A 23,741-nucleotide genomic window follows, 5' to 3' on the forward strand; every position below is an offset into this window, starting at 1 on the left:
CGAGTTATTTACGAGAATCGCTGTTGCGACTAAAGCGACTTTCTGGGATTGAACTGCCTAATCCTTGTAGAATTCCTCGTCCAATTAAGCCAATACCCCGCCCCACAATTTGGGTTAACAGATAAATGACGCCTGAGCCTAAGAAGGAGAGAATCGCCCGAATTCTCGGCGCGATCGCATCTCTGGCTTCTAGCAGGAGGGTGACTGCATAGCGAACCCCCCGGAGTCGTTCGAGTTCTTGGCGTCTGGGATGATAGATTTTAACTTTCTTGATACCTCGGTAATCGAGAGCGAGGAGGACATATTGGCTCTCAAACATGTTTTGAGGCTCTCCAAAAAGCTCCACTTGGCGATATTTCCAGCTCAAATCGTTGCGGAATCGCTCAATTTCTCGCGTGGAAAGGAGTTGTTTATCGTAAAAGTCTTGTTTGATTTCTACAATATCGGCAAATCGATTTAATAACGGCTGAATGACGGCATTCGCAACTTGAATAATCAGGTTTTGCGCTAAGATTTCTGCACGTTTATCGGCTTCTGGCGTGCCGTAACTGTACAGCACATTCTCAATCATTAAAGGTGTTTCGTATAACCAATAGGAGAAAAGTTCTAGAACTAAGGGGATTTTCTTGAGAATTTCTGATTGAATGCGCGGAATATTTTCCAACAGAATTGGAACGAGATCGTATTCAGTGTTGGCAATTTTGATGTGATAATATTTACCAAAAAAATCGGTAATTGAAGCCGACCATAAATCCTGTAAAATGGCATCCACTTTCTGAGAAAGGGAAAGCACATTCACTTGACCCAATTGCAGTTCGCGAATGGTTTCAGTTAAACGCTGCAAAATGATTTTGAGTAATTCTCGCCGTTTCTCTTCTCGCAGAATATCAATTTCTAACGGCTCATCGGTTAAGTTTTTGAGGCTGTATTGTAACTGCGCTTCGAGGGCGGCAAACAAACGATTGAGAGAGCCTTCTAAGGCCATTTCTGACTGGGGATTCAAGCTGCTTTCCGCCGCAGGAACGAGGGCAGAACGGGGATTAATGGGGGGACGCTTCGCCGTCGTATTTTCGGGAGGAGGAGGAATTGGGGGGGCGTTATTGGACGAGGGAGAGGCTGCTAGTAGTTGATTGACCACCCAACGCGCCGCTGCTAGTTCGCGCAACCGTCCAGCAATGACGGCTCTTTCGAGAACTGGAAGTGCTGGATTTTGTAAATAACCGCTCAATTCGGCGATCGCCGATTCAATTTGCTCGATCCCCGACTGATGGAGGCGATCGCGCCAACGTGCCAACATTCGCCCTCTCAATGGCGCTGCGGGCGAGGGTTCTAAGATTGCGAACCCATAGGTTTCTCCCGTCGCACAAGTCCGAATCGCCTGAATCAAATCGGCGATCGCCATCCCTTTACGACAATATCCGCGAACTCCCAACACTTGAGCAAACGCCAAAGTCTCTAGATCGGCTTTCCCCGTCAACAACAAGACCCCCAACTGGGGATAGCGCGACTCCCAAGGCTGATAAGCCTGCTGAAGCGCCTGCCACTGGGGTTCAGGGGGATTCTCCTGGGCCGACCAATCCAAAATCACTAAATTAACCGGAGGTTGAGCGTTCTCCTGTTCGCTGCTCGGAAGCTGTTCCAAAACCGAAAGACTGGTTGGACCATCCGCCACCACCTGCAAACCCGAAACCGCTTGCAGGGAAGTTTTCAACCCTAAACGGAAGATTGGATCGGGATCGACTAAAGCTAATTGGAGAACCGATGTACTCATCTTCGTTTAGGGCTGCTACAGAGTGGGCGATCGCGGCAAAACGCTTTAACGCATTGTGACATACTCCTATGCCTCTATTCGAGCAGGAGACCGTTAAAGATCCCCATCCTAATTCTCAGTGATAGGCATCCTCTATCCAACCCGTTATTCAGGCGGAGGCAGTGCATCTGACGGCGTGCCAAACTCTGGAGCAATGGGCGCTTCTAGCGGGGGAGGCGCGGGTTCCGGTGCGGGTTCCGGAGGATAGTAAGGAGCAGGTTCCGGCTCGCTCCAAGAGGAAGCTGGCGGTTCTGAGTAGCTTCTCGGCGCGGGTTGGGGTGGCGGTGCGAAGAGGGCATTGCGTTCGGCCGTCCACCGCGCAATGGAGCCTTGAGCCTCATCGTATAGCGGTCGTCCCCAGCGAATCCGAGAAGCCGTCCGAATCGCTTCAGAATACTGTCCAATGGAAGCCAGATAGCTGGCATCATTGAGAATGGCTCGGTCTTCAGCGACTTGAATTTGAATGGTCCAACCGTAGATCGCATCTTGAGCTTCGGTGTAAAGAACGCGACCGGGTTGAATCCGTTGGGCGACGGTAATGGCTTGAGCAAGATTGCCGCTGTTCGCCACCGATCGCGCTTCATTGAGGATGGGTTGATCTTCTAAGACTTCAATTTTCTTATTCCACTGGGCGATCGAGGTTTGGGCTTCAATCCGGCGCGGTCTGCCGATTTCCACGCGAGACGCTTCTGCGATCGCCGCTTTCAAACTCTCGATCGATTCAGTTTGAGCAATCTGACGCGCCCGAATAATAAAGGGTCGGTCTTGAATGCTTTGAATTTCCTTGCGCCACGAGGCAATCTTAGTTTGAGCTTCAATCCGGCGCGGGCGACCTTGAGCCACCATCTGTGCTAACTCATCAGCCAATCTAAAGGTTAAAGGCTGTCCTACGCTAGCTACAGCGCTCGCCACTTGAATTTGTAGCAAGTCTTGGATACTTGCCTGCCAAGTCTGAATTTGGGCTTGCGCTCGCTCGTATAGGGGGCGATCCGGCTGGATTTCGCCCACGATCGCCTGAGCTTCCAGCAACATCATCAGATTATCTTTCCAAGACATAGCCGTAGCGCGACTGAGGATTGCAAAATCCTCGGCTTCCTTAGACAACGAGGAATCTGGAGGCACAGTATTAGCTGCCGCGATCGCCCCTTCTAAATCTCTAGCCGCTAGCCGTTCGTCAGCAATCTTCAGCAAAGCGCGACTCCAGCGGGCAATCTCGGCTTGAGCGTCCGGACGGGCAAAGCTTTTTAACTCAACTTGTCGCGCCAGATCCATCGCTTCTTTGTAGCGAGCCACCGTTTGATATTCGGCGAGTTCTCTGGCTTGGGATAAACGCCGACGAGCCAGTTGCTCGGAGGCAATAAACCGGGTTAGCTCGTTGTAGCGTTGAGCGCGCCAATGCTCGTTATTGAGTCGGCTTAACTCTTCTGCCTTTTGATTGGCTAATCCCCAGTTTTGATTTTTCAGCGCTTCGAGGGCTTCCTCATAAATTGCCGCGCCTTTATCCCAATTACTTTGCCAAGCTGCAATTTGCTGTTGCGCTCGGTCGTATAGGGGGCTGTTTTCCGGGACATTCCCAGCAATTTTAATCGCCTCTTGTAGATCGCCATCGCTCATTTTGGCAGAGGCGATCGCCAAAATCCCCTTAGACCATTCCTCTAAAAACCGCTGGGACTCGCGATAAAGCGGATGCTCCTCCGTCCAATTTCGCACCAGCGCCACTGCTGCAACTAAATCTTCAAGCTGGCGAGAACTGGCCGCCTGATTCGCACAATACAAGCGTTCGCTATCGGCCGCAATCGGAGAAACTTGTTCGCAATTGGGAGGCGGCGGTACCAGCGTCAGCAATAAAAAGGCCGCATAACCCGTTCCGCCCAACAACCCCACAATCGTCAGCCACAATAAAGGCAAACCCCAAGATGCTCCCCCCTTCCGAGACGAACGTCTCTCTTGGGGAGGGGGCGGTTGAGCGATCCGCTTGGCAGGGGGTTCAGCACTCAACTCGGAAATCGTCGCTGCATAGGCATCGTCACTGGCCGAGCTAGCCGGGGCATTTTTGGGTCTGGGGGGGCGGCGAGAACGGCGAAAAATTGAATTTTGAGTTCTGTCAAACTGCCTTCTAGTCATGGCTGACGATTTCCTTCGGAACGCTTCGCGAACGAATAAGTTGCCTGGTTTTTCGTTATTTAGTCTACTGTTGTCTTCAACCGATCCGACGCTGCTTATGACAGTCTTTGATAGTGGCAATTCAGGTCTGCGTTCTGTTGTCTAGCGCGTGCAGGTCAGATCGATGGGTTCAGCAAGGGGGTGTAGTTTAATACCCCATTTGAATTGGGTTAATCCGGATGCTTTTAACTCCGAAGGCTTCAGGGCAAAAACCCAAGCTGAGGACTCTCTGGGGGTGCCTTGTCCTGGAGTTAATCCAAATTCTTTGGACATTGTAATGGTTAATTGGGTCTAGAGCGAAAAATTAGTCAGCCGGATCTCGTGCCACACTAAATTACAAGTAGACCTAAGCGGATGACAGATAATGTCCAATAGCGGTTTTGTTGTAGTAGAACTAGAACACAAGGGATGAACCTAAGTATTCGGCATTGGCTAGCAGAACGTAACCTCACACTAGCCCGGCTGAAGTGGGTCGCGGGGGCCCAGATGGCGGGAATCGCGTTCCGTATCGCTCAAGATCTGGAATTTAAAAGTCTCAGTTTGTTTGAAGTTGCGGTGCTGGCTGAGATTTTTGAATTGCCGATCGCGATCGCTTGGCCAGAACTCTCTCCCCTGGCGGAGTTAATGGGGTGTTTGCTGCGCGTCCTCAGTCAGAAAAAGCCGCTCAAGCGCAACGAAGGGACGTGGCTTGTGTTTCAAATTGCCTATCTCAACGGTTTAGATCGGCTCTTGCAGCAGGAAACCCTCGTGCGCCGACCGTGGATTAATCGGGCGATGCTGCCCACGGACGAACCGCAAAATAATATTGCCCTCAATCAGCCTCAGCTTCCAGATTTACTGCAAACCCTGCGTCCGGGTCATCTCAGCGACACCCAGGCGGAGCAAGCGTTGTCCCAGTGGAGTGCTTCGCTGCTGGTGCAGCAAATTAATCAGACGGCGAGTGCCTGGTTAATGGCGAATGGTGCTGAGGAAATTGAGAGTCAACTGTTGATCGGGCGCTTGAGTCATGGTTTGCCGGGGGAATTGCTCGAAGCGATCGCTCTGCATTCGTCGGCGCTTCCCCAGTTACAAAAGTTTGTGCGTTTGGGAACGGTGGCGTCCTGGAGCGAAAGCCTTCATGAAAGCGATGACTACGAGTTGCTTGAAGTGTCGCCTCCACCCACCCCCACCCTCGGCCCGATGCCCATCGATCTCGCCAGGGAACGCTATCGGGCAGGTTTTAACATTGCTCTGAGCCAACCGATGTTTGAGGAGTGTTTCTCCCTCAACGATATTCATGTGCCACTCAAGGGAGTGGTCTATGATGGGACGTTGGGCAGCAATCCTCCCCCGGTGGATTTAATGGAATGGGCTAAGACGCAACTGAGCGATCTGAGCAGCATTGCGGTGGTGGAAGGGTTGCCCGGTCAGGGAAAAAGCAGCTTTTGCCAAATGTGGGCGGCGAAGGTGGCTTCGGAGTTTTATCCCAGTTGGATGCCGGTGTTAATTCGCCTGCGGGATGTGACGTTGGGAACGACGTTAGAGCAAACGCTCTTATCCGCGCTGCCGCTGGGTAACTTTACTTGTGCTGATGGTTGGCTGTCTCCGGTTCACTCGCCTTGCTTGCTGGTTTTTGATGGTTTGGATGAGTTACCGCGATCGCCGTTAGCTGAAGATCAGATTTGGCTGTTGATGGATCAAATTGTCCGCTTTCAGTCTCAGTACGCGGGACCGACGGGTTTGCCGCGCCATAAGGTGTTTATTACCTGCCGTAATGGGACGCTGAGTCGGGCGGGGATTGAAACGCTGCATATTTCTTCGACGCACAGCCAAACGCCGCTGCTGTCTCATCTGCGGCGAATTGCGATCGCGCCGATGGGTCAAGATGAGGTCAAGCAGTGGTTTAAGCATTGGTCGCGCTTGCAAACCAAAAATATCGCTCAGGCTTACTTTAATTTCCTTAAGCAGGGCGGCCTCTTTCGTCCGACACCGCCGACTAAAGAGTTAGCCAACTTGGTTCGCCAACCTTTGATGCTGTACTTTCTGGGCATCTTACATCGGGATGGCTTGCTGCACGAGTCGGTCTTTCAGATGCCCTATCCCCAGGTTAAGTTTGAAATTTACGACCGCTTGCTGACTTGGTTATTGGGCAAACCGACCGCTGGGTTGTCGGTTTCGGGTCGCTTGGAAACGCCGGGTCGAGTCGGTTTGGCTCATGCGGGACGGCGCACCGAGGCGATCGCCAATTTACTAAAAACTCGCCAACCGCATCAAATCCGCGCGGCGATGCAAACCACGGCGCTGAGTATCTTACAAAGCGGTCGCGCCACTATTCGTTACGATGCCCTCCAATCCTATTTAGGGGATGAACCGACGCTAGCGGCCTTTTGTTTCCGCTTTGAAGAGGTTCAAACCGACACCTCCAAATTCCAACAAACCTTTCAGCGCGTTGGTTTTGCCCATCGCAGTTTAGGAGAATACCTCTGCGCCGAGGAGATCGCCGCCCAACTGAAGGCTTTAGCGCAGATTGTCCGAGATCCCTACGGGGAGTTAAAGTTTGCTACCGATGACAAAAGCGCGATCGCCCAGCATCTTTACAACCTTTTGGGCTATGGCATTCTCCCTTTAGAAATGGAGGATTTAATTGCCGAACGCCTTTGGCGCGAAGAAGCCCGCGATGAAGAAGCTTTTCGCTTCCGGACTTTGTTTGCTCGCTTGCATCGCTTTTACCGCTCCTATTGTCGGGGACGATGGATGGATGAGGGCATCGCCCACAAAGCCCGCCAGCATTTGCAACAGTTTAATAATTCTTTGAACGTGCTGCAAATTGATGCGGCGGTGGGGTTAAATACGTTCCTGCTCCTGTGTGCCTGTCGGCGAGAGGCGAATCTTCCCTTCTGGCCCTGTGGCAATGCTACGCCCAAACGTAGCAAACAAAACGCCCCCCCAGAAGCGCTCAGTGCAGAAGAACCGATGGAGTTTAACCCCAGTCAACTGCTAGCGCTAGCGGGACGGACGGCAGTTTTGTCTCCCAATTCCTTCTGGTTGCGGGTGCGCTACAGTCTCAAATCAATCCAGTTAAGCGGGACTTATTTGTATCGCGCGTTACTTGCCGGGGGCAATTTACAAGCCGCCGATCTGTCAGCCTCGGTGTTAGTGGAGGCTAACTTGGTGGGGGCGAATCTCAAGGAAGCCAATCTTTCTTGGGCTAATTTAACGGGAGCCAATCTCACGGGGGCGAATCTCACGGGAGCCAATTTGGAAGGAGCAAACTTGATGGGCGCTAATTTACAGCGCTGCAATTTGCAATCAACCCAGCTCAATAATGCGTGTCTGGTGGAAACGCAGATGGATGAGAGCAGTTGGGATATTGCCCGCGCCAAGGGGGCTTTCTTTTCTTGGGAGCAATACCAAGCTTACAGTCAAGCGATCGCCACTCAAAGTATTAAAGAAGAACCCACGACGGATTCTTCTGGGGATGATGCCACATCAGTTTTACCGATTGAAATGGCTGAAGATGAGCCGGTAGCGGTTCCCTCTTCAAGCACCCTCAGCGAAGAGGATATCGATGCGGAAACCGTCGTCTATCGCCCGCCTTTGAGCGACGAGACGCGCGCTTTAGAGTAGACTGCGGCGATCACTCTGACGGGCTGGTAGCAACCTGTCCGTTAGCTTTGGAGGGCGATCGCTTCTCGGCGGGGAGATTCACCGTTAACTCTTGAGCGACTTCCTCAGAGAGAATGCAGTCTAAAATCAGTTGCCAATCTCCCGTTGCGGTTAAGTCAAATCGAGTCATTTCGGCTTTCGCTTCGGCCAACTCTTTAATCGCTTTGGCAAAGGCTTTATCTTCAATGAGGGCGCATTGTTCCTCCGTGAGATATTGCTGTCCGGAGGGGTCGAAAATCAGCCGCAACAGGTCTGCGTAGGGTAAGGCCGCTTGATGGGCCTTGGCTAGGGCTGTCGCTAGCCGCGCTTTGGCGATCGCTTCGGCCGCCCCATTTAAAATGGCTTCAATCTCCGTACGCTTTTCGGCGGGAATGCCTTCTAAATCGATAGCGGCGTCAGATGTTCCGGTTTTTCTTGCCACAATAAAATCCTCTGGGATATGAATAATATTTTGCTCAACGGATAAGCCATTGGGAAAAGCAAAGGGATAGCGATCGAAGGGGGGCAACTCCTCTTCAAACCGCCGTTCTAGCTCAAATTTGGCTTGTTCTCGACTCGCGGGAGAGTCTTCACCCCCAAAGGCGATCGCCACCAGGTAAGCCCCCTGGCTGGGAACTTCAGGATCGTCGAGGGCGACATAAACTAACTGCTGTTTGCGACGAGTCTTCAACGTTACTTTGAAGATTAGATCAACACTTCAGGTTTATCACAAAAGGGTTCCCGGCGCGATCGGCACAATTCCCGGCACCTCGCCCCCCAACATAGCCCCCTTAATATCCCAAAACGTTGCTCCATGCCGCGCCATAACTTGTGCTAACTCCATTTCTGCCCGACGCGGTAGCATCGTTTTCCACGATCGCAAGGCTTCGATCGTATTGCCCAACAGTCCCCCTTGGCGATGGGCGGCCAGATATTCGCGATCGCCGCGCCAGCCTTTTGGCACATATCCTAACGGAATTAACATCCGATCGAGGACATCTTTGAGCAACGTATCTAAACGTTGGAAGCGTTGGGCATCAAAACTTTGGGAATTGTCCTGCATCCAGCGTCGAATCGCCGGATCGTTGAGAACTTCAGCATCTAAGCGATTGATAGCCGCAAACAAGGACTGACAGGAATCTTTAACGCAGGAAGTGGCAGGCGTCACCACCGAAGCCCCATTTCCCGGCCCGGTGCGATAGCGGGCGCAGGTAAACGCCAGTTCCTGTTCAATGGTTTTGAGCGGATCGAAAGTGCGATCGCCCAATTTATAAGGCACCGTAAACTCAGGCATCCGCAGCATCACCTCAGAAATCGGTACCGTATACATCCAGCCGCGCTTCAGACTGCCCACATAAGCGTGCCAGCGAATGGCCCCAGAAATAATACCTTCCTTGTTATGGGCGTACACCTGACGATGAACCAGATCGAAGCGCAAATGACCTGTAAATTCATCGCGAATCACTTTCGCAAACCCAAAGGAAAAATGTCCCGGTGCCAGTCCTAACGGGGGATTATTCCCCCTAGGGCCGCCCCGCCAGCCAAAGGTATGGATCGTTAAGGCGACATCGTTAAGATACCAAAGTTCGCGGGTTCGTCTCTCGCGTAGGGCAGCCGTCCGTTCTGAAGCCGCCAGAACCTTGTTATTGTTATCTACTAAGGTTTTTTCAATCCGACGTTGGGGCAAATTTTGCCATTTAGAAGCCACATAATAATCTTGCGTTTCCTGGCGTCCTGTCGTCATTTGGGTTGCGACCAGTTGCATCGCTTCTAGCGGTTCTAGGGCAGCAACGACAAAAGTCCCCTGACTGTCAGAATGACCGTAGATATACCAACCCCCCCGCATTCAGCGGCGATTTTTCAATATTCACCAGCGAACTCTGTTCCACAGTCTGTCCGCTACGGATCGCCCCCGCATCCGGACAGGAAACAATCTCTTCGGGGCCGTTAAAGGCTTTGCTGGCGGGGTTATAGTGCCTAACCCGATAGCGCCGATCTCCCGCCGGGCCAACGAAAGTCACCAAACCCTTTGTCACCCCAGCAATTTGATAGGGTTCGTCTCCAATGCTGAGAACCCAACTATTGCCTTCCTGAGTGGCGCTAATTACATTGAGTTCAACCTGCACGTCATCATCCGGACGCGCCCCTGCTAGGGATTCTAGGGGGCTAACTTTCTGCCACCCGTCGAGGCGTTTGGGATGGATTGCTTGGGTTTTTTCAATGCTATTGTAGGTGGTGCTGTCGAATTTGAGGTCAAGAGTGGCCCGCGACAGCCAGAGCGTATGGTGGGAGGTGGAATGCCACTTCACCCATGCTTGTTTCCCCACCAGAAAGCGATGGGAAGATGGCGCATTTTGAATTTGGATAAAGACCCCCCCGTCGGGTTTTCGTTGGGAAGGTTGGGGTAAAATTAGCCGCCCACTCCACGGCGCGATTGGACGGTAAAGGTTACTGATGGGATTATTCATAATCAATGTATTCCTATTCAGGCTTCCGGGAAGGGTTAGTTCAACGGTTGGTTGGTGGATTCAGGATCTCAGGAGGAAGGGTCTGCCCGTACAATTGAGGGAAGCAACGATCGATCCTCACTATGCTGCCAGTTAACGAAGCCGAAGCCATTATTCTCAACGAAGCTCAACCGATGGGCGTTTCCGATACTGAAATCGTAGATCTTTGGGAAGCAGTCGGGCGAGTTGTTGCAGTTCCCGTTACCAGCCGGTTGGATTTTCCTCACTGGGATAACTCGGCGATGGATGGATATGCGGTGCGCTATGCGGATGTGAGTCAGTGCAGTGCTGAAAATCCAACAATTTTAGACATTATTGAGGAAATTCCGGCAGGCTATGCCCCGCAAATGGCGATCGCGCCCAGACAAGCCGCCCGCATTCTTACGGGTTCGATGATGCCATCCGGTGCAGATACGGTGGTAATGCAGGAAAATACCCGTACCGAGGGTTCGCAAGTTTATATTTTGACAGCGCCGAGTCAGCTAGGGGCGTTTGTTCGCCGCCAAGGGGAGTATTATCAGGCCGGAGCGCCTTTGCTCGATCGCGGTACGCTATTGTCTGCGCCGGAAATTGCCGTATTAGCGGCGGCGCAATGCGTGCAGGTTTCGGTGTTTTCTAAGGTGCGGGTGGCGATTATTTCGACGGGCAGCGAGTTAGTCAGTCCCGATCGACCGCTGCAACCGGGTCAGATTGTAGACTCGAATCAGTATGCGTTGGCGGCGCTGATCGAGCAGGCGGGCGGGGTGCCGCTGATGTTGGGGATTGTGCCCGATAACCCCCAGGCGATTCGAGAGGCGATCGCAGAAGCAACCCAAATCGCTGATATTATTCTCTCCTCTGGAGGGGTGTCAGTGGGCGATTACGATTATGTCGATAGCGTGCTGGCTGACTTGGGGGCTAAGGTGCATTTTCATCAAGTCGCGATTAAACCGGGGAAACCTTTGACGTTTGCGACGTTTTCCCAATCGATGCAGCCGGAAGGCCGTTCTGTTTTATATTTTGGTTTGCCCGGAAATCCGGTTTCAGCGTTGGTAACAGCTTGGCGGTTTGTGGTTCCGGCGCTGAAAAAGCGTTCTGGACTGGCAGCGGGTTGGCAGCCGAAATGGGCGATCGCGCGATCGCGTCAGCCCCTCAAATCCGATGGACGGCGAGAAACCTATTTGTGGGGTCAACTGATACCGACTCCCCAAGAGAGTGAGTTTGAACTCGCTACCGGCTCTCACAGTTCGGGGAACTTGATTAACTTAGCACGGACGAATGCTTTAGCCGTTCTCCCAGTCGGGGAAACGCAGGTTAAGCTAGGGGAAAGAGTCAAAGTTCTCTATTTCTAGTTCAGGTCATCAACCACATTGGATTCGAGCTAGACAGGTATCGGATTGACTCAACTGAGGAAATCCGCTAGCGCATGATTTCAAGAGCTTAACCCTAGTAAAGATCGGTAGAGGAAAGGTTAACTTAATTACCAGGAGCGGCTTAAGTGCTGGCTCTTAAATGAATAGTTTGCTGAGGAATAGACATGAAACCTGGAATCTTGTGGACTACAGCACTGCTTTTGACGTTCGGTACATCTACCTCGGCTTTGGCGATTAACCCCGATCACGTTAAGCTATTGCTGGCAACTAAGGCGTGTACGGGTTGCGATCTCAGAGGGGCCAGTTTTGAAGGCATGGATTTGCGCGGTGCGAATCTGGCAGGGGCAAATTTAGAAGATGCGCGGCTGCGAAGCACCAATCTTGAGGGCGCAAATCTGGCAGGTGCAACTCTGGAACGGGCGAATTTAGAGCGCGCTAGACTGCGAAATGTGAATTTTAGCAACACGACTCTGCGCCGCACGAATCTGGCTAGAGCCGATTTAGAACGCGCAACGCTTCAGGGTGCGCGATTGGGGGATGCGAATTTACCAGGGGCGAATTTGCGACGCGCCGATCTCAGATCGGCCGATCTCAGAGATGTGGTTTTGTTAGACGCGAATTTAGAACGGGCAAACTTAGAACGCGCCAATCTGGATGGGGCGGATTTACGCCGCGCCAATTTGAGCAATGCTAACCTCCGACGCGCCAATACGCGGGGGGTGAGAACGGATGGTGCTAATTTGAGTGGGGCGGATCTGAGCAATACGGATCTGGCTCGCGATCGCGATCGCCGCACCAGCGATGGCGATTGGCGTTGGGACGATCGCCGCACCAGCGATGGCGATTGGCGCTGGGATGATGGTCGCAGTTCTGACAGCCGCAGCCGAGTTCGCCTGGAGTTTATTTCGGAAACTCGCGATAACGTGCGCGTTGAGATTGTTGGCAATTCGACTCGCCAAACGCTTTCTTTCTCTGGAAACCAAACGCGGCGTTCTTTGGATGTTCCTCCCGGAAATTATGAGTTACGTTTTATTGAAGGGGGGCGCAATCGGGTTTGGCGTTCGGGTTCTTTAGATACGGGACGAGCCAGTCGGTTAGCGGTAATTTTTAATCAATCCGCGCAACGGGTTGAAATTGAAGATCCCTCTCGCAGCGGCAGCCGTTAATCAGGGAGAGTTAGCGCGATCGCCCAATTGCAATATTTAATACTATTTTTGGTTTGTCTTAACAAGAAACCCCTTTTTTATGGGGAGGTTTTCAGTAAAATCCGAAGTTGAATCTCTTCATTGACTCTAAAACCAATTACTGCTAAAATTATCTTGGTAAATTAGTACCCAGTCAGCCGAATCAACCCTGTCGATCGTAACGTGCGATCGCGCAGTTTAAAGGAAGAGCGGAGGAACCAAGTGTCCTAAACGGGGCGTATCTCAAATCCAATTAAGGAGTCGATCCTTAAGGAGAGAGGGGGATCTTCCAACCCTAGCCCGTCAGCTAACTTCGTAGGCAATGGAAGAAGATTGAAGAGACAGCATTTTCACAAAAAAATGACCTGCACTCGTCAGCTTCTCTAGACTGAGATTAAACGTGCAACCCTAATTGCCTGACAAAACATGGCTAGGTTAGGTCAAGCTTGAGGCAACCTAACACAACACCCAAAAGAGTTGTCAGTCAACCCGCGTACAACCGCATCCCTCTGAATTGTTCAAACTCAAGAGAGATTCGATTGACATTTCTTTAGGTGGCTCGGCAGATAGTATACCCGATCGACAAACGTTCTTTCCCAAAAAGATACGCTCGCCGATCGATCTTGCATAATTGACGTAGAAAGGTGCTATGGAAAACTGGTCTTCTCTCGTTGCAACGGTAACGTTCATTAGCGTCATCGTCTTAATCATGACTGAGTGGATGCACCTTACCATTGCAGCTTTTTTAGGTGCATTGCTTCTAGTTTTCACCCATGTCATGACCTTAACAGAGGCCATTGGCTATATCAGTAATAGCTACTCAACCTTAGCACTCTTTTTTGGTGTAATGGTCATTGTGAGAGCCTTTGAGCCGACCAAAATCTTTGAATACCTAGCCACTCAAATTGTTATTTTAGCCCAAGGTCAAGGCAAGCGACTCTTATTAGGAATTGTAGCCATTACAACGCCAATTTGTGCGGTTTTACCGAATGCAACAACCGTCATGTTGCTAGCACCGCTAATTCCGCCAATGGCCGAAGAAATTGGCGTTGATTTTGTGCCCTTGCTCATCTTAATGGTGTTTGTCGCCAACAGCGCTGGACTATTAACCCTAGTTGGAGATCCAGCAACTTTTATTGTCGGCGATGCAATTAATATCAGTTTCGCCGACTACTTAACCCGTCTCAGCTTGGGGGGACTGCTGGCTATTATTGCAGTCACCGTCACTCTCCCCTTTGTCTTTCGGCAAATTTGGCATAAAAATCTAGATAACCTGAATAAACTGCCTCATCCTCAAATCAATCACCCGCGAACATTAGCAGTCGGTAGCTTAATTTTTGCCTTCGTTCTACTCTTTTTCACCATTGGCGAATCTCTCCCCATTCCCATTTCTCCAGCAGCCGTTGCTTTGATGGGGGCTGCTTTAGCGATGCTGCTCGCCCATCACAGTAAAATTGATACCGTCAATCATATTTTGCGCGATTTAGATTGGAGTACGCTGATTTTCTTTATGAGCGTTTTTGTGCTGATTGGCGGGTTAGAAAAAACAGGCGTAATTGCTGGACTTTCTAACGTCCTAGCAGTTATCTTGCAACAAAATATTGCAGTTGGCTCCATTTTGCTGTTGTTTATCGTCGGCTTGCTGTCCAGTTTGGTGCCAAATATTCCTTTAGTGGTTGCAATGGTTCCTTTGCTGAAACAATATCTCGTCAATGTGGGATTAGCCGGATCGGAAATTCTACCTTCTAACTTTTCTGGACAACTTCCACCCGCAGTTTTACCCCTGTTTTATGCCATGATGTTTGGTGCAACCCTAGGGGGGAACGGTACCTTGGTGGGAGCATCTTCTAATATTGTTGCTGCTGGAATTTCTGAATTGCATGGTCGGCGAATTTCATTTAGAACATTTCTCAACTACAGTATTCCCATTGCATCCATTCAGCTTGTTGTGGCGGCTCTCTACGTTACCTTCCGATTTTTGCTCTAGGCTTGCTCTCAAGCATTGCTGGCTCTGCTAAAGTTTGAGAATATCAAATACGGTATTTAAAGCTTAAATTGCAATGACGGCAACTCTCAATCCCAACTCTAATCTTGGACTGACCTCTCGTTTAGTCAATGGTATCTTAGCCATTAAGCCTCTCGCTGACCTGGCGAAACACCGAGCGCGGACAATGATGATTCAGCGGGCCGAAAAGATTGGCGTACCGTGGCGTCAGCAGGTAGAAACGCTGCGCGCTCATGACTGGGAAGGGGAATTCGCAGCAGTCCAAAATTCTCAATTGCGCTATCCCGATTACTATGTCACCTCTTTCCATGCTTATGAGGAAGGAAATCTGAGTTGGGATGCGGCTTTAGAGGTGGAAGTTGCAGCAAAAGCCGTTCATGCGGGAATTTGGAAAGATGCAGGCGCTCAAGGGGATGCAAAACTCCGCCAAAGCTATCACGACTTGCTGCAAGCTCATCTGTCTCAACCGCCCCAAGATATTCTAGATCTCGGCTGTAGTGTGGGAATGAGTACGTTTGCCCTGCAAGCGCTTTATCCCCAAGCCAAGATTACTGGGATTGATTTATCGCCTTATTTCCTATCTGTGGCTCGGTACAGTCAAACTCAGTCCCAACTTCAGGGGATTAACTGGGTTCATGCGGCGGCGGAAAGTACCGGCTTACCGGATGCGTCGTTCGATCTGATCTCGATTTTCTTAATGTGTCACGAACTGCCCCAGTCTGCAACCCGGCAAATTTTCCAAGAAGCGCGGCGCTTGTTGCGTCCTCAAGGGCATCTGGCGATTATGGATATGAATCCTCAGTCGGAAATTTATGCCAAAATGCCCTCTTATATCTTGACGTTGCTCAAGAGTACGGAACCTTATCTCGATGAGTATTTTACGCTGGATATTGAGGAGACGCTGGTGAGTACGGGTTTCCAGTCTCCTAAGATTATTCCTAATAGTCCGCGCCACCGGACGGTGATTGCTCAGGTTCAAGACGCGTAAAGTTTAGTAAACTTTTTGGCGTAACTTGCATAAAAACAGGGCTTTTTTACCGATATAAGGATGGCAGCTTATTAATTGCCAATAGACCGAACTGAACGAAGTGGAGATCGGTATAGTTCGGATCTGAAGCTAGCAACCGGATAGAAGGGTGATGTAGGCGATGCATCGCCCTTCTTTTTACCCACAAAAAAGTAGCCCTAGGGCTACTTTTACAGGAGAAATTCAGCAGAATTCAGCCGCTTACGAGGCAACTTTCGCCGCTGTGCGGGGTCTGGTGCGGGCTGATTTGAGGGGTGAGAGTTCTGGCACTTGCATTAACAGAACGACGAGGGGATTGCTTTGTAGTTCGCGACGAATGAGTTTGTTCAATTCTAATTCGAGAATGGCTTTGAGTTTATCCCAGTCGATATCGCGATCGCCATTGGCAAAGTTGGCCGAAAAGTCGGGCGCGCGATCGCTCAAAATGGTTTCAATGACTTTGGTAATCATGGCTTGCAGTTGCGCTTTCTCCACTGAAGTCACCACCCCGCGCAGGTGGACTTCGGGTGTCGCCACTAACTGACATTCCCAGTTCACGGTGGCTGCAACGGTCACAACGCCATCTTCGGCTAACTGCTGGCGTTCCTTGAGAATATTGTCGTGGAGAATGCCGGAGCTATCCACTAATTCAATCCCAGACTGGACTTTCCCAGCGACTTGAATGGAGTTTTCCGTCAGTTCAATAATGTCGCCATTATCGATAATCACCATATTCTCTGGCGGAACGCCCATATTTTTCGCGGTTTCGGCGTGTTTTACCAGCATTCGGTGTTCGCCGTGGACGGGGACAAAAAACTTCGGTCGCGTTAAGGCGATCATCAGTTTCTGGTCTTCTTGACAGCCGTGTCCGGAAACGTGAATGCCTTTATCTCGACCATAAATCACATTCGCGCCTTGGATCATCAGTTTGTCGATGGTGTTAACCACGCTGATGGTGTTCCCCGGAATGGGGTTAGCGGAGAAGACAACGGTATCTCCAGGGCGAATTTGCACCTGACGGTGTTCTTTGTTGGCGATCCGCGTCAAGGCTGACAGGGGTTCGCCTTGCGATCCGGTGGTGAGGATCAGGACTTTCTCGTTGGGGAGATGGCGAATGGTATGGAGGGGTTGGATTAAGTCGTCGTCATACTTGACATAACCCAAGTTTCGGGCAATGGCGATCACATTCAGCATGGAGCGTCCCAAGACTGTCACCACGCGGTTATGTTTTTTCGCCAAGCTCAAAATGATGTTGAGGCGATGTACCGAGGAGGCAAAGGTTGTCACCAGCAACCGACCGGGAGCTTGGGAAAATACGCGGTCTAAGTTGGGATAAACTGAGCTTTCGGAGGCGGTATACCCCGGAACTTCGGAGTTGGTGGAGTCGCTAATTAAACAAAGGACGCCTTTTTCGCCATGTTCTGCGAGTTTTTGTAGGTCAAACCGTTCGCCATCAACGGGGGTGTGGTCGATTTTGAAGTCTCCGGTGTGAATGACAACGCCCAGGGGGGTATGCAACGCCACGGTGAAGCTATCGGCCATTGAGTGGGTATTGCGAATAAATTCGGCAAAGAAGGAACTCCCCACTCTCACCAAGTCGCGGGGGCTGACGGTGCGAAGTTCGGTGCGATCTGCGACGCCGGCTTCTTCGAGTTTGCGCTCTAGCAAGGCCATTGCTAAACGCGGTCCGTAAATGACGGGGATTTCAAATTGCTTGAGGTGGTAGGCAATGCCGCCAATGTGGTCTTCGTGACCGTGGGTGACGATCATGCCTTTGATGCGATCGCGATTTTCTCGCAAGTAGGTCATGTCTGGCAAGACAATATTGACGCCGTGCATCCCGTCTGTGGGGAAGCCTAACCCGGCATCGAGCAGAATCATTTCATCTTCGTATTCAAAAATGCAGGTGTTCTTGCCAATTTCATGCAAGCCGCCGAGAGGAATAATTTTGAGTTTTGATTGATTAACGCTTTTGGTCATTAGTTGTGTATCCTGATAATCCACAAGTGGGTTGAGTGTTATGAGAAATCGAGGGTCATAGGTCGGTTGCCTCTGTAGGCTTGGTGAATGACCGATGACGGAAAACTCAGCAAAAAATATTCAGTTGTTCGCAAAGGTTAGGCTTCAGAGCAACTTCAGATCGGCTAAAACTGCCTTGAGGGTGTCGCTCAGATCCGGATCGGGATCGCAAAGGGGTAAACGCGGAGAACCTACATCCCAACCCTGAAGCTTGAGGGCCGTTTTGAGGGGAATCGGATTTGTGGTGATAAATAGGGCTTTGAATAGGGGGAGGAGTTGAAGATGAATGTCAGTTGCCGCTTGTACTTGACCGGCAAAAAAGGCTTGAATCATGTCTTGCAGTTGCGGGCCGACCAGGTGGGAAGCCACGCTGACGACGCCTTGACCGCCGACCGCCAGTAAGGGTAAAGTCAGCGAGTCATCTCCAGAGTAGATGGCAAAATCTGAAGGTGTAATTCGGCGAACTTGACTCACTTGATCGAGACTGCCGCTAGCTTCTTTGATCCCTACGATATTGGGGATTTCTGCTAGACGCGCTACGGTTTCCGGTTGGAGATTTTGTCCAGTCCGTCCAGGAATATTGTAAAGGATGATGGGGAGATCGGGGGTAGCTTTGGCGATCGCCGCAAAGTGTTGATATAACCCTTCCTGGGGCGGCTTATTGTAATAGGGTACCACCTGCAAGCTGCCATCTAACTGAAGTTTATGGGCTTTTTGCGTAGCGGCGATCGCCTCAGTCGTGGAATTTGACCCAGTGCCAGCAATCACCTTTGCCCGACCGGCAACCGCCTTTTGCACCACCTGAAAAAGCTGATACTCTTCTTCCCAGGTTAAGGTCGGAGACTCGCCCGTCGTACCGCAGACCACCAACGCATCCGAACCTCGATCCGCCAATTGCGAGGCTAGTTTTTCAGCCACCTCATAGTTAACCGCGCCATCTTCACGGAAAGGCGTCACCATTGCGGTCAGAACTCGTCCAAAATCGCTCACACTCGCACTCACTCCTCGTCATTAAACTGGTTAGGGGTTCTCATTCGCACCGTTCCCAAGCGCGACCTTTAATTTCACACCGTCGCGACTTCCCGTTTTTTCAGCAAATTGCGCTCGATCAACAACTCCGCAATTTGTACGGCGTTCAACGCGGCCCCTTTGCGAATTTGGTCGCCACACAACCACAGTTCTAACCCACAAGGATGAGAAAGATCTTGGCGAATTCGACCGACTAACACATCATCTTCCCCCGTCGCATCAATCGGCATCGGGAAATAATTGGCTTGCCAATCTTCGACTAACTTAACGCCCGGAGCCGAGCGCAAAATTTCCCGCGCTTGCTGCGGCGAAAAAGGTTCGCTAAATTCTAGGTTAACGGCTTCTGAGTGCGCCCGCAGTACAGGAACCCGAACGCAAGTGGCCGTAATTCTCAGATCGGCCGTCCCAAAAATCTTGCGCGTCTCATTGAGCATCTTCATTTCTTCCTCACAATAGCCCTGCTCAGTGAGCTTGGAGTTGTGAGGGAACAAATTAAACGCCAAAGGATAGGGAAAAGCCTCTGTTTGCGGTTCTGCCCCATTTAAAATGGCTTGGGCTTGGTGCTTGACTTCCTCCATCGCCCGCGCCCCAGCACCGCTAGCCGATTGGTAGGTTGCCACCACAATCCGCTGAATCGGTTGAACGCGATGGAGCGGCCAAATGGCCACACTCATTAAAATGGTCGTACAGTTCGGGTTGGCAATAATCCCTTGATGTTGGTCGGCTGCCTCTGGGTTAACCTCTGGCACCACCAGCGGGACTTGCGGGTCCATACGAAAGGCGCTGGAGTTATCCACCACCACTGCCCCGGCTTCAACTGCCTTAGACGCCCAAGCCTTAGACGTGGAAGCCCCAGCAGACGCTAAAACAATGTCAATATCTTTGAAGCAGTCTTCGCTGACGGCTTCAACGGGTAGCTCCTCGCCCTGAAACGTTAAGGTCTTGCCCGCAGAACGGGGAGACGCGAGCAACTTCAAATCTGCTAGCGGAAATTGCCGAGCAGCCAGCAACTCCAGCAACTCTGTGCCAACGGCACCTGTCGCACCCAAAATGGCGACTTTGTAAGACTGAGGCAAACGATTTTCCTCCTGTTAATAAGCTTGAACTATTTAAGGCAAATTCAGAAAAATTAGAATATTAACCAACTTTGGGGCTTGATTTGTATAGTTTTCCGATTCTAGCAGGTTCAGCGGGAAGGCTGGAGACAATTAAAAGGGAAAGCCAGTGCAAATCGAAAAACAATTGCAAGACCTCGCACAATCCCAAGCTCCCAACTGTATGATAAAAAAGCAATGTGGTGATGTTAAACCGTCACAAGCACCAAAATCAAGTTAGCCAAAACATTTAGTTGTCATCAGACTCGAAGAACCGATGAAAGTTACCCAGGAAAAATTGCCTCAGAGCCAGATGGGGCTGGAAATTGAAGTCCCAGCCGAGATGTCCAAACAAGCGTACGATCGCGTAGTCCAAAATATGATCCGCTCGGCGAACATTCCTGGGTTTCGTAAAGGCAAAGTTCCCCGTCAAGTGGTCATGCAGCGGTTTGGGGCAAGAAACCTCAAAGCGGCTGCGGTAGAAGACTTGATTCAAAAAGTCCTGCCAGAAGCTATTGAGCAGGAAAAAATTCAAGCCATTGGCAATTATCAGTTGCGCTCTGACATGGAGAGCTTGATTGAAGCCTACGAACCCGGTCAACCCCTAACCTTTTCGGCGGCTGTCGATGTTCCTCCGGAAGTAACGCTTAACCAATATACAGGGCTGACGGTTCAGGCAGAAGAGGTGAAGTACGATGCAGGTAAAGTCGATCGACTGCTAGAAGAACAACGTCAGCGACAAGCAACGCTGATCCCGGTTGAGGGTCGTCCCGCTTCCCTGGGCGATGTTGCCTTGGTCGATTTTATGGGTTACACCCACTCTGAAGACGGCGAACTGCAAGAAATCCCAGGCGGGCAAGCTGAAGATTTTGAAATTGAGCTAGACCAAAACCGTTTTATTCCCGGTTTTGTGGATGGCATTCTTGGGATGAATCCAGGCGATACAAAGGAAGTCATCGCCCAGTTTCCCGAAGACTACCCCCAAGAAGAGGTCGCTGGCAAGTCCGCTCAGTTTCAAATCACGCTCAAAGAACTCAAAGAGAAAGAGCTACCCGAACTTGATGATGAGTTTGCTCAAGAAGTCAGCGAGTTTGAAACCCTAGAGGAATTGCGCGCCTCTTTAGAAAAACGCTATCAAGACGAAGCCAACAGCAAAACCAAGGAGAATAAAGAGCGATCGCTCCTTGATGAACTCCTCAATCATATTGAAGTCGAAATTCCCGAAAGCATGATTCAGCGCGAGGTAGACTCCATGCTGACTCAAACCGCCATGCAACTGGCCAACCAAGGTCTGGATATCAAGCGCCTCTTCACGGCAGAATTAATTCCCCAACTGCGCGAGCAAAGCCGCCCGGAAGCCCTCAAACGGATCAAACGCGCCCTCACCTTAGCTGAAATTGCCAAACGCGAATCCCTCAGCGTTGAAGCAGAAGCCATTGACGCTAAAGTGCAAGAAATTATGACCGAATACGCCGGACGGCAAGAACTCGACCCCGAACGCTTGCGCGAAGCCGTAGAAGACGACTTGATCAAAGAAAAAATCCTCACCTGGCTAGAAGAGCATTGCACGGTAGAACTCGTTCCAGAAGGCACCTTAAAGTCTGAGGAAGACGAGGAAACAATCGAAGAGACAGAAGTTGAGGAAGAACTCGCCCCTTCAACAACCGCAGACTCGTAAAAGCCTCCCCTGCTGACTGGACGATCGATCCGCTAGGATTGATTGGCATTCCTCGCAGGGGTCTTTTTCAGGATTTCCCCCCAGAGACTAGCGGATTAAGGCATAATGATCGCAGATAGAAGTCTTAAAAATTTCTAGCTCTAAGATTTAATTGAGTGCATTAAACCGTCTTGAGACTTGGCTGCTGAAACGATAACTCCTATGCTTGTATCCCGCACCCCTTATCACCAATCAATCGAGAGCTTGAGCCAATTTGAGATTGACTCTTCAGTCGCGCCCCAGAACGTGATTCCAATGGTGGTCGAACAATCTGGTCGTGGCGAACGAGCCTTTGATATCTATTCTCGATTGCTCCGAGAACGGATTATCTTTCTTGGCACCGCAATTGACGATGCTGTAGCAGACTCCGTTGTGGCTCAGTTGCTCTTTTTAGAAGCAGAAGATCCCGAAAAGGATATTCAACTTTACCTAAACTCTCCAGGCGGCTCAGTAACAGCAGGGATGGCCATCTACGACACCATCCAACAGATTCGCCCGGATGTTGTCACCATCTGTTTTGGCTTGGCTGCGAGTATGGGAGCTTTTCTCCTCGCCGCAGGGACAGCAGGTAAGCGAATGTCGCTGCCGAGTTCTCGAATCATGATTCACCAACCCCTCGGTGGCGCTCAAGGTCAAGCGGTTGATATTGAAATTCAGGCTAGAGAGATTCTTTATCATAAGAGTACCTTAAATCGCTTGCTAGCTCACCACACCGGTCAGCCGTTGGAAAAGATCGAAGCTGATACAGAACGCGATTTCTTCATGTCGGCCCAGGAAGCCAAAGACTATGGTCTGATCGATCAAGTCATTACCCGGCAAAATCTTCCGACGTCGGCCGATCCTCTAACCGCAGTGAAATGAGAGGCAGAGTATGTCTAAATATGACTCCCATCTAAAATGTTCATTCTGTGGCAAATCTCAAGAACAAGTTCGCAAATTAATCGCGGGACCGGGAGTCTATATCTGCGATGAATGCGTTGAGTTATGCAACGAAATCCTAGACGAAGAGTTATTTGACTCAAGTTCCGCATCCCATTCCGGCACCGCCCGTCGGGAACCGCCACCCCAGAAGCGGAAAACGCGCACGGCGAACCTTTCGTTACATCAAATTCCCAAACCTAAAGATATCAAAAAGTACTTAGACGAGCATGTCATTGGTCAGAACGAGGCGAAAAAAGTTCTGTCCGTTGCCGTGTACAATCACTACAAGCGATTGAGTTACGCTCAGTCGAAGGGGAATGCTAAGGGGGGATTTGATGATGCAGTGGAACTGCAAAAATCGAATATTCTCCTAGTCGGTCCCACAGGTTGCGGCAAGACATTGTTAGCCCAAACCTTGGCAGAAATGCTAGATGTCCCGTTTGCAGTTGCGGATGCCACAACGCTGACTGAGGCCGGGTATGTGGGCGAGGATGTGGAAAATATCCTGCTAAGGTTGCTTCAGGTTGCGGACTTTGATGTCGAAGAAGCCCAGCGCGGAATTATTTATATTGACGAGATTGATAAAATTGCGCGCAAGAGCGAAAACCCCTCCATTACTCGCGATGTTTCGGGTGAAGGCGTTCAACAAGCGTTGTTAAAAATGCTAGAGGGGACAGTCGCTAATGTTCCTCCCCAAGGCGGACGCAAACACCCCTATCAAGATTGCATCCAAATTGATACCAGCAATATCTTGTTTATCTGTGGTGGCGCTTTTGTGGGCTTAGATAAGGTCGTGATGCAGCGCAGCGGTAAGCGCTCTATTGGCTTTATTCAAGGCAATGAGAATGCGTCCAAGGATAAACGAGCGGCTGATATTCTGCGGAATCTAGAACCGGAAGATTTAGTAAAATTCGGGATGATTCCAGAGTTTATCGGTAGAATTCCCGTGGCGGCAGTAGTCGATCCTCTCGATGAAGAGTCTCTGACGGAAATTTTGACGGAACCTCGCAATGCGTTGGTGAAGCAATATCAGAAATTGCTGAAAATGGACAACGTACAGCTTGAGTTTAAACCGGAAGCAACTAGAGCGATCGCCCAAGAAGCGTATCGCCGCAAAACCGGAGCGAGAGCATTACGCAGCATCGTTGAAGAATTGATGCTAGAGGTGATGTACGAGCTACCGTCCCGCAAAGACGTAACCCGCTGTACGATTACGAAGGAAATGGTTGAGAAACGTTCGACCGCAGAGTTGCTACTGCACCCCTCTTCTCTTCCCAAACCTGAATCTGCTTGATATTTTTGAGGAATCT

At 50.6% G+C, this 23,741-nt stretch carries 17 protein-coding genes and 1 riboswitch; of the genes, 8 read left to right on the forward strand and 9 right to left on the reverse strand.

What is annotated here, in order from left to right:
* Positions 1-4: 4 nt before the first annotated feature.
* The 3 genes from QQ055_RS04405 to QQ055_RS04415 form a co-directional block, all read right to left on the reverse strand.
* Positions 5-1,771 (reverse strand): DUF3685 domain-containing protein, encoded by a 1,767-nt coding sequence (locus tag QQ055_RS04405; RefSeq protein WP_284474405.1) that lies wholly within the window; start codon positions 1,769-1,771, stop codon positions 5-7.
* A 144-nt stretch (positions 1,772-1,915) separates the two neighbouring features.
* Entirely contained in the window at positions 1,916-3,934 is a 2,019-nt protein-coding gene (locus tag QQ055_RS04410; RefSeq protein ID WP_284474406.1) for a hypothetical protein, read from the reverse strand.
* A 141-nt stretch (positions 3,935-4,075) separates the two neighbouring features.
* Complete coding sequence (locus tag QQ055_RS04415) at positions 4,076-4,246, reverse strand: hypothetical protein (protein WP_286004278.1); 171 nt, start codon at positions 4,244-4,246, stop codon at positions 4,076-4,078.
* A gap of 135 nt (positions 4,247-4,381) precedes the next feature.
* Here QQ055_RS04415 and QQ055_RS04420 point away from each other — a divergent pair, with 135 nt between their 5' ends.
* On the forward strand, positions 4,382-7,579 hold the full coding sequence (locus tag QQ055_RS04420; RefSeq protein ID WP_284474407.1) for an NACHT domain-containing protein: 3,198 nt from the start codon (positions 4,382-4,384) through the stop codon (positions 7,577-7,579).
* 10 nt (positions 7,580-7,589) lie between these two features.
* Here QQ055_RS04420 and QQ055_RS04425 read toward each other — a convergent pair whose 3' ends face one another.
* Genes QQ055_RS04425 through QQ055_RS04435 form a run of 3 tightly spaced genes read right to left on the reverse strand, consistent with a single transcriptional unit; the run spans position 7,590 to position 10,065 of the window.
* Positions 7,590-8,288: a hypothetical protein gene (locus QQ055_RS04425; protein WP_283361981.1), complete on the reverse strand. Its 699-nt coding sequence runs from the start codon at positions 8,286-8,288 to the stop codon at positions 7,590-7,592.
* Positions 8,289-8,324: 36 nt separating this feature from the next.
* Positions 8,325-9,443 (reverse strand): hypothetical protein, encoded by a 1,119-nt coding sequence (locus QQ055_RS04430; RefSeq protein WP_286004279.1) that lies wholly within the window; start codon positions 9,441-9,443, stop codon positions 8,325-8,327.
* Positions 9,409-10,065 (reverse strand): hypothetical protein, encoded by a 657-nt coding sequence (locus tag QQ055_RS04435; protein ID WP_286004280.1) that lies wholly within the window; start codon positions 10,063-10,065, stop codon positions 9,409-9,411. The genes QQ055_RS04430 and QQ055_RS04435 overlap by 35 nt, the downstream gene beginning before the upstream one ends.
* 122 nt (positions 10,066-10,187) lie before the next feature.
* Between QQ055_RS04435 and QQ055_RS04440 the strand changes: the two genes are divergently transcribed.
* The 4 genes from QQ055_RS04440 to QQ055_RS04455 all read left to right on the forward strand — a co-directional run bounded on the left by QQ055_RS04440 (position 10,188) and on the right by QQ055_RS04455 (position 15,633).
* Positions 10,188-11,435 (forward strand): molybdopterin molybdotransferase MoeA, encoded by a 1,248-nt coding sequence (locus QQ055_RS04440; protein WP_283361979.1) that lies wholly within the window; start codon positions 10,188-10,190, stop codon positions 11,433-11,435.
* 185 nt (positions 11,436-11,620) lie between these two features.
* Complete coding sequence (locus tag QQ055_RS04445; RefSeq protein ID WP_284474409.1) at positions 11,621-12,622, forward strand: pentapeptide repeat-containing protein; 1,002 nt, start codon at positions 11,621-11,623, stop codon at positions 12,620-12,622.
* Between the two features lie 198 nt (positions 12,623-12,820).
* Positions 12,821-12,977, forward strand: a riboswitch (cyclic di-AMP (ydaO/yuaA leader).
* A gap of 312 nt (positions 12,978-13,289) precedes the next feature.
* Complete coding sequence (locus QQ055_RS04450) at positions 13,290-14,627, forward strand: ArsB/NhaD family transporter (RefSeq protein ID WP_283361977.1); 1,338 nt, start codon at positions 13,290-13,292, stop codon at positions 14,625-14,627.
* A gap of 73 nt (positions 14,628-14,700) precedes the next feature.
* Positions 14,701-15,633, forward strand: a complete 933-nt coding sequence (locus tag QQ055_RS04455) for a class I SAM-dependent methyltransferase (protein WP_284474410.1) — start codon at positions 14,701-14,703, stop codon at positions 15,631-15,633.
* A gap of 240 nt (positions 15,634-15,873) precedes the next feature.
* Here the strand turns inward: QQ055_RS04455 and QQ055_RS04460 are convergent, their stop codons facing one another.
* From QQ055_RS04460 to QQ055_RS04470, 3 genes are all read right to left on the reverse strand, one after another.
* The gene (locus QQ055_RS04460; RefSeq protein WP_069965224.1) at positions 15,874-17,631 is read right to left on the reverse strand and encodes a ribonuclease J; all 1,758 of its coding nucleotides are present in this window, start codon (positions 17,629-17,631) and stop codon (positions 15,874-15,876) included.
* A 144-nt stretch (positions 17,632-17,775) separates the two neighbouring features.
* Positions 17,776-18,660 (reverse strand): 4-hydroxy-tetrahydrodipicolinate synthase, encoded by an 885-nt coding sequence (gene dapA / locus QQ055_RS04465; protein ID WP_071958106.1) that lies wholly within the window; start codon positions 18,658-18,660, stop codon positions 17,776-17,778.
* A gap of 74 nt (positions 18,661-18,734) precedes the next feature.
* Entirely contained in the window at positions 18,735-19,775 is a 1,041-nt protein-coding gene (locus tag QQ055_RS04470; protein ID WP_069965226.1) for an aspartate-semialdehyde dehydrogenase, read from the reverse strand.
* Between the two features lie 295 nt (positions 19,776-20,070).
* Between QQ055_RS04470 and tig the strand changes: the two genes are divergently transcribed.
* The 3 genes from tig (at position 20,071) to clpX (ending at position 23,725) form a co-directional block, all read left to right on the forward strand.
* Positions 20,071-21,471 carry a trigger factor gene (gene tig / locus QQ055_RS04475; protein WP_284474411.1) on the forward strand — a complete coding sequence of 467 codons (1,401 nt, stop codon included), beginning with the start codon at positions 20,071-20,073 and terminating at the stop codon, positions 21,469-21,471.
* A 201-nt stretch (positions 21,472-21,672) separates the two neighbouring features.
* Complete coding sequence (gene clpP, locus QQ055_RS04480) at positions 21,673-22,371, forward strand: ATP-dependent Clp endopeptidase proteolytic subunit ClpP (RefSeq protein WP_069965228.1); 699 nt, start codon at positions 21,673-21,675, stop codon at positions 22,369-22,371.
* Positions 22,372-22,381: 10 nt separating this feature from the next.
* Complete coding sequence (gene clpX, locus QQ055_RS04485; RefSeq protein ID WP_284474412.1) at positions 22,382-23,725, forward strand: ATP-dependent protease ATP-binding subunit ClpX; 1,344 nt, start codon at positions 22,382-22,384, stop codon at positions 23,723-23,725.
* Positions 23,726-23,741: the final 16 nt, after the last annotated feature.

Source organism: Geitlerinema calcuttense NRMC-F 0142 (genome assembly GCF_030285425.1).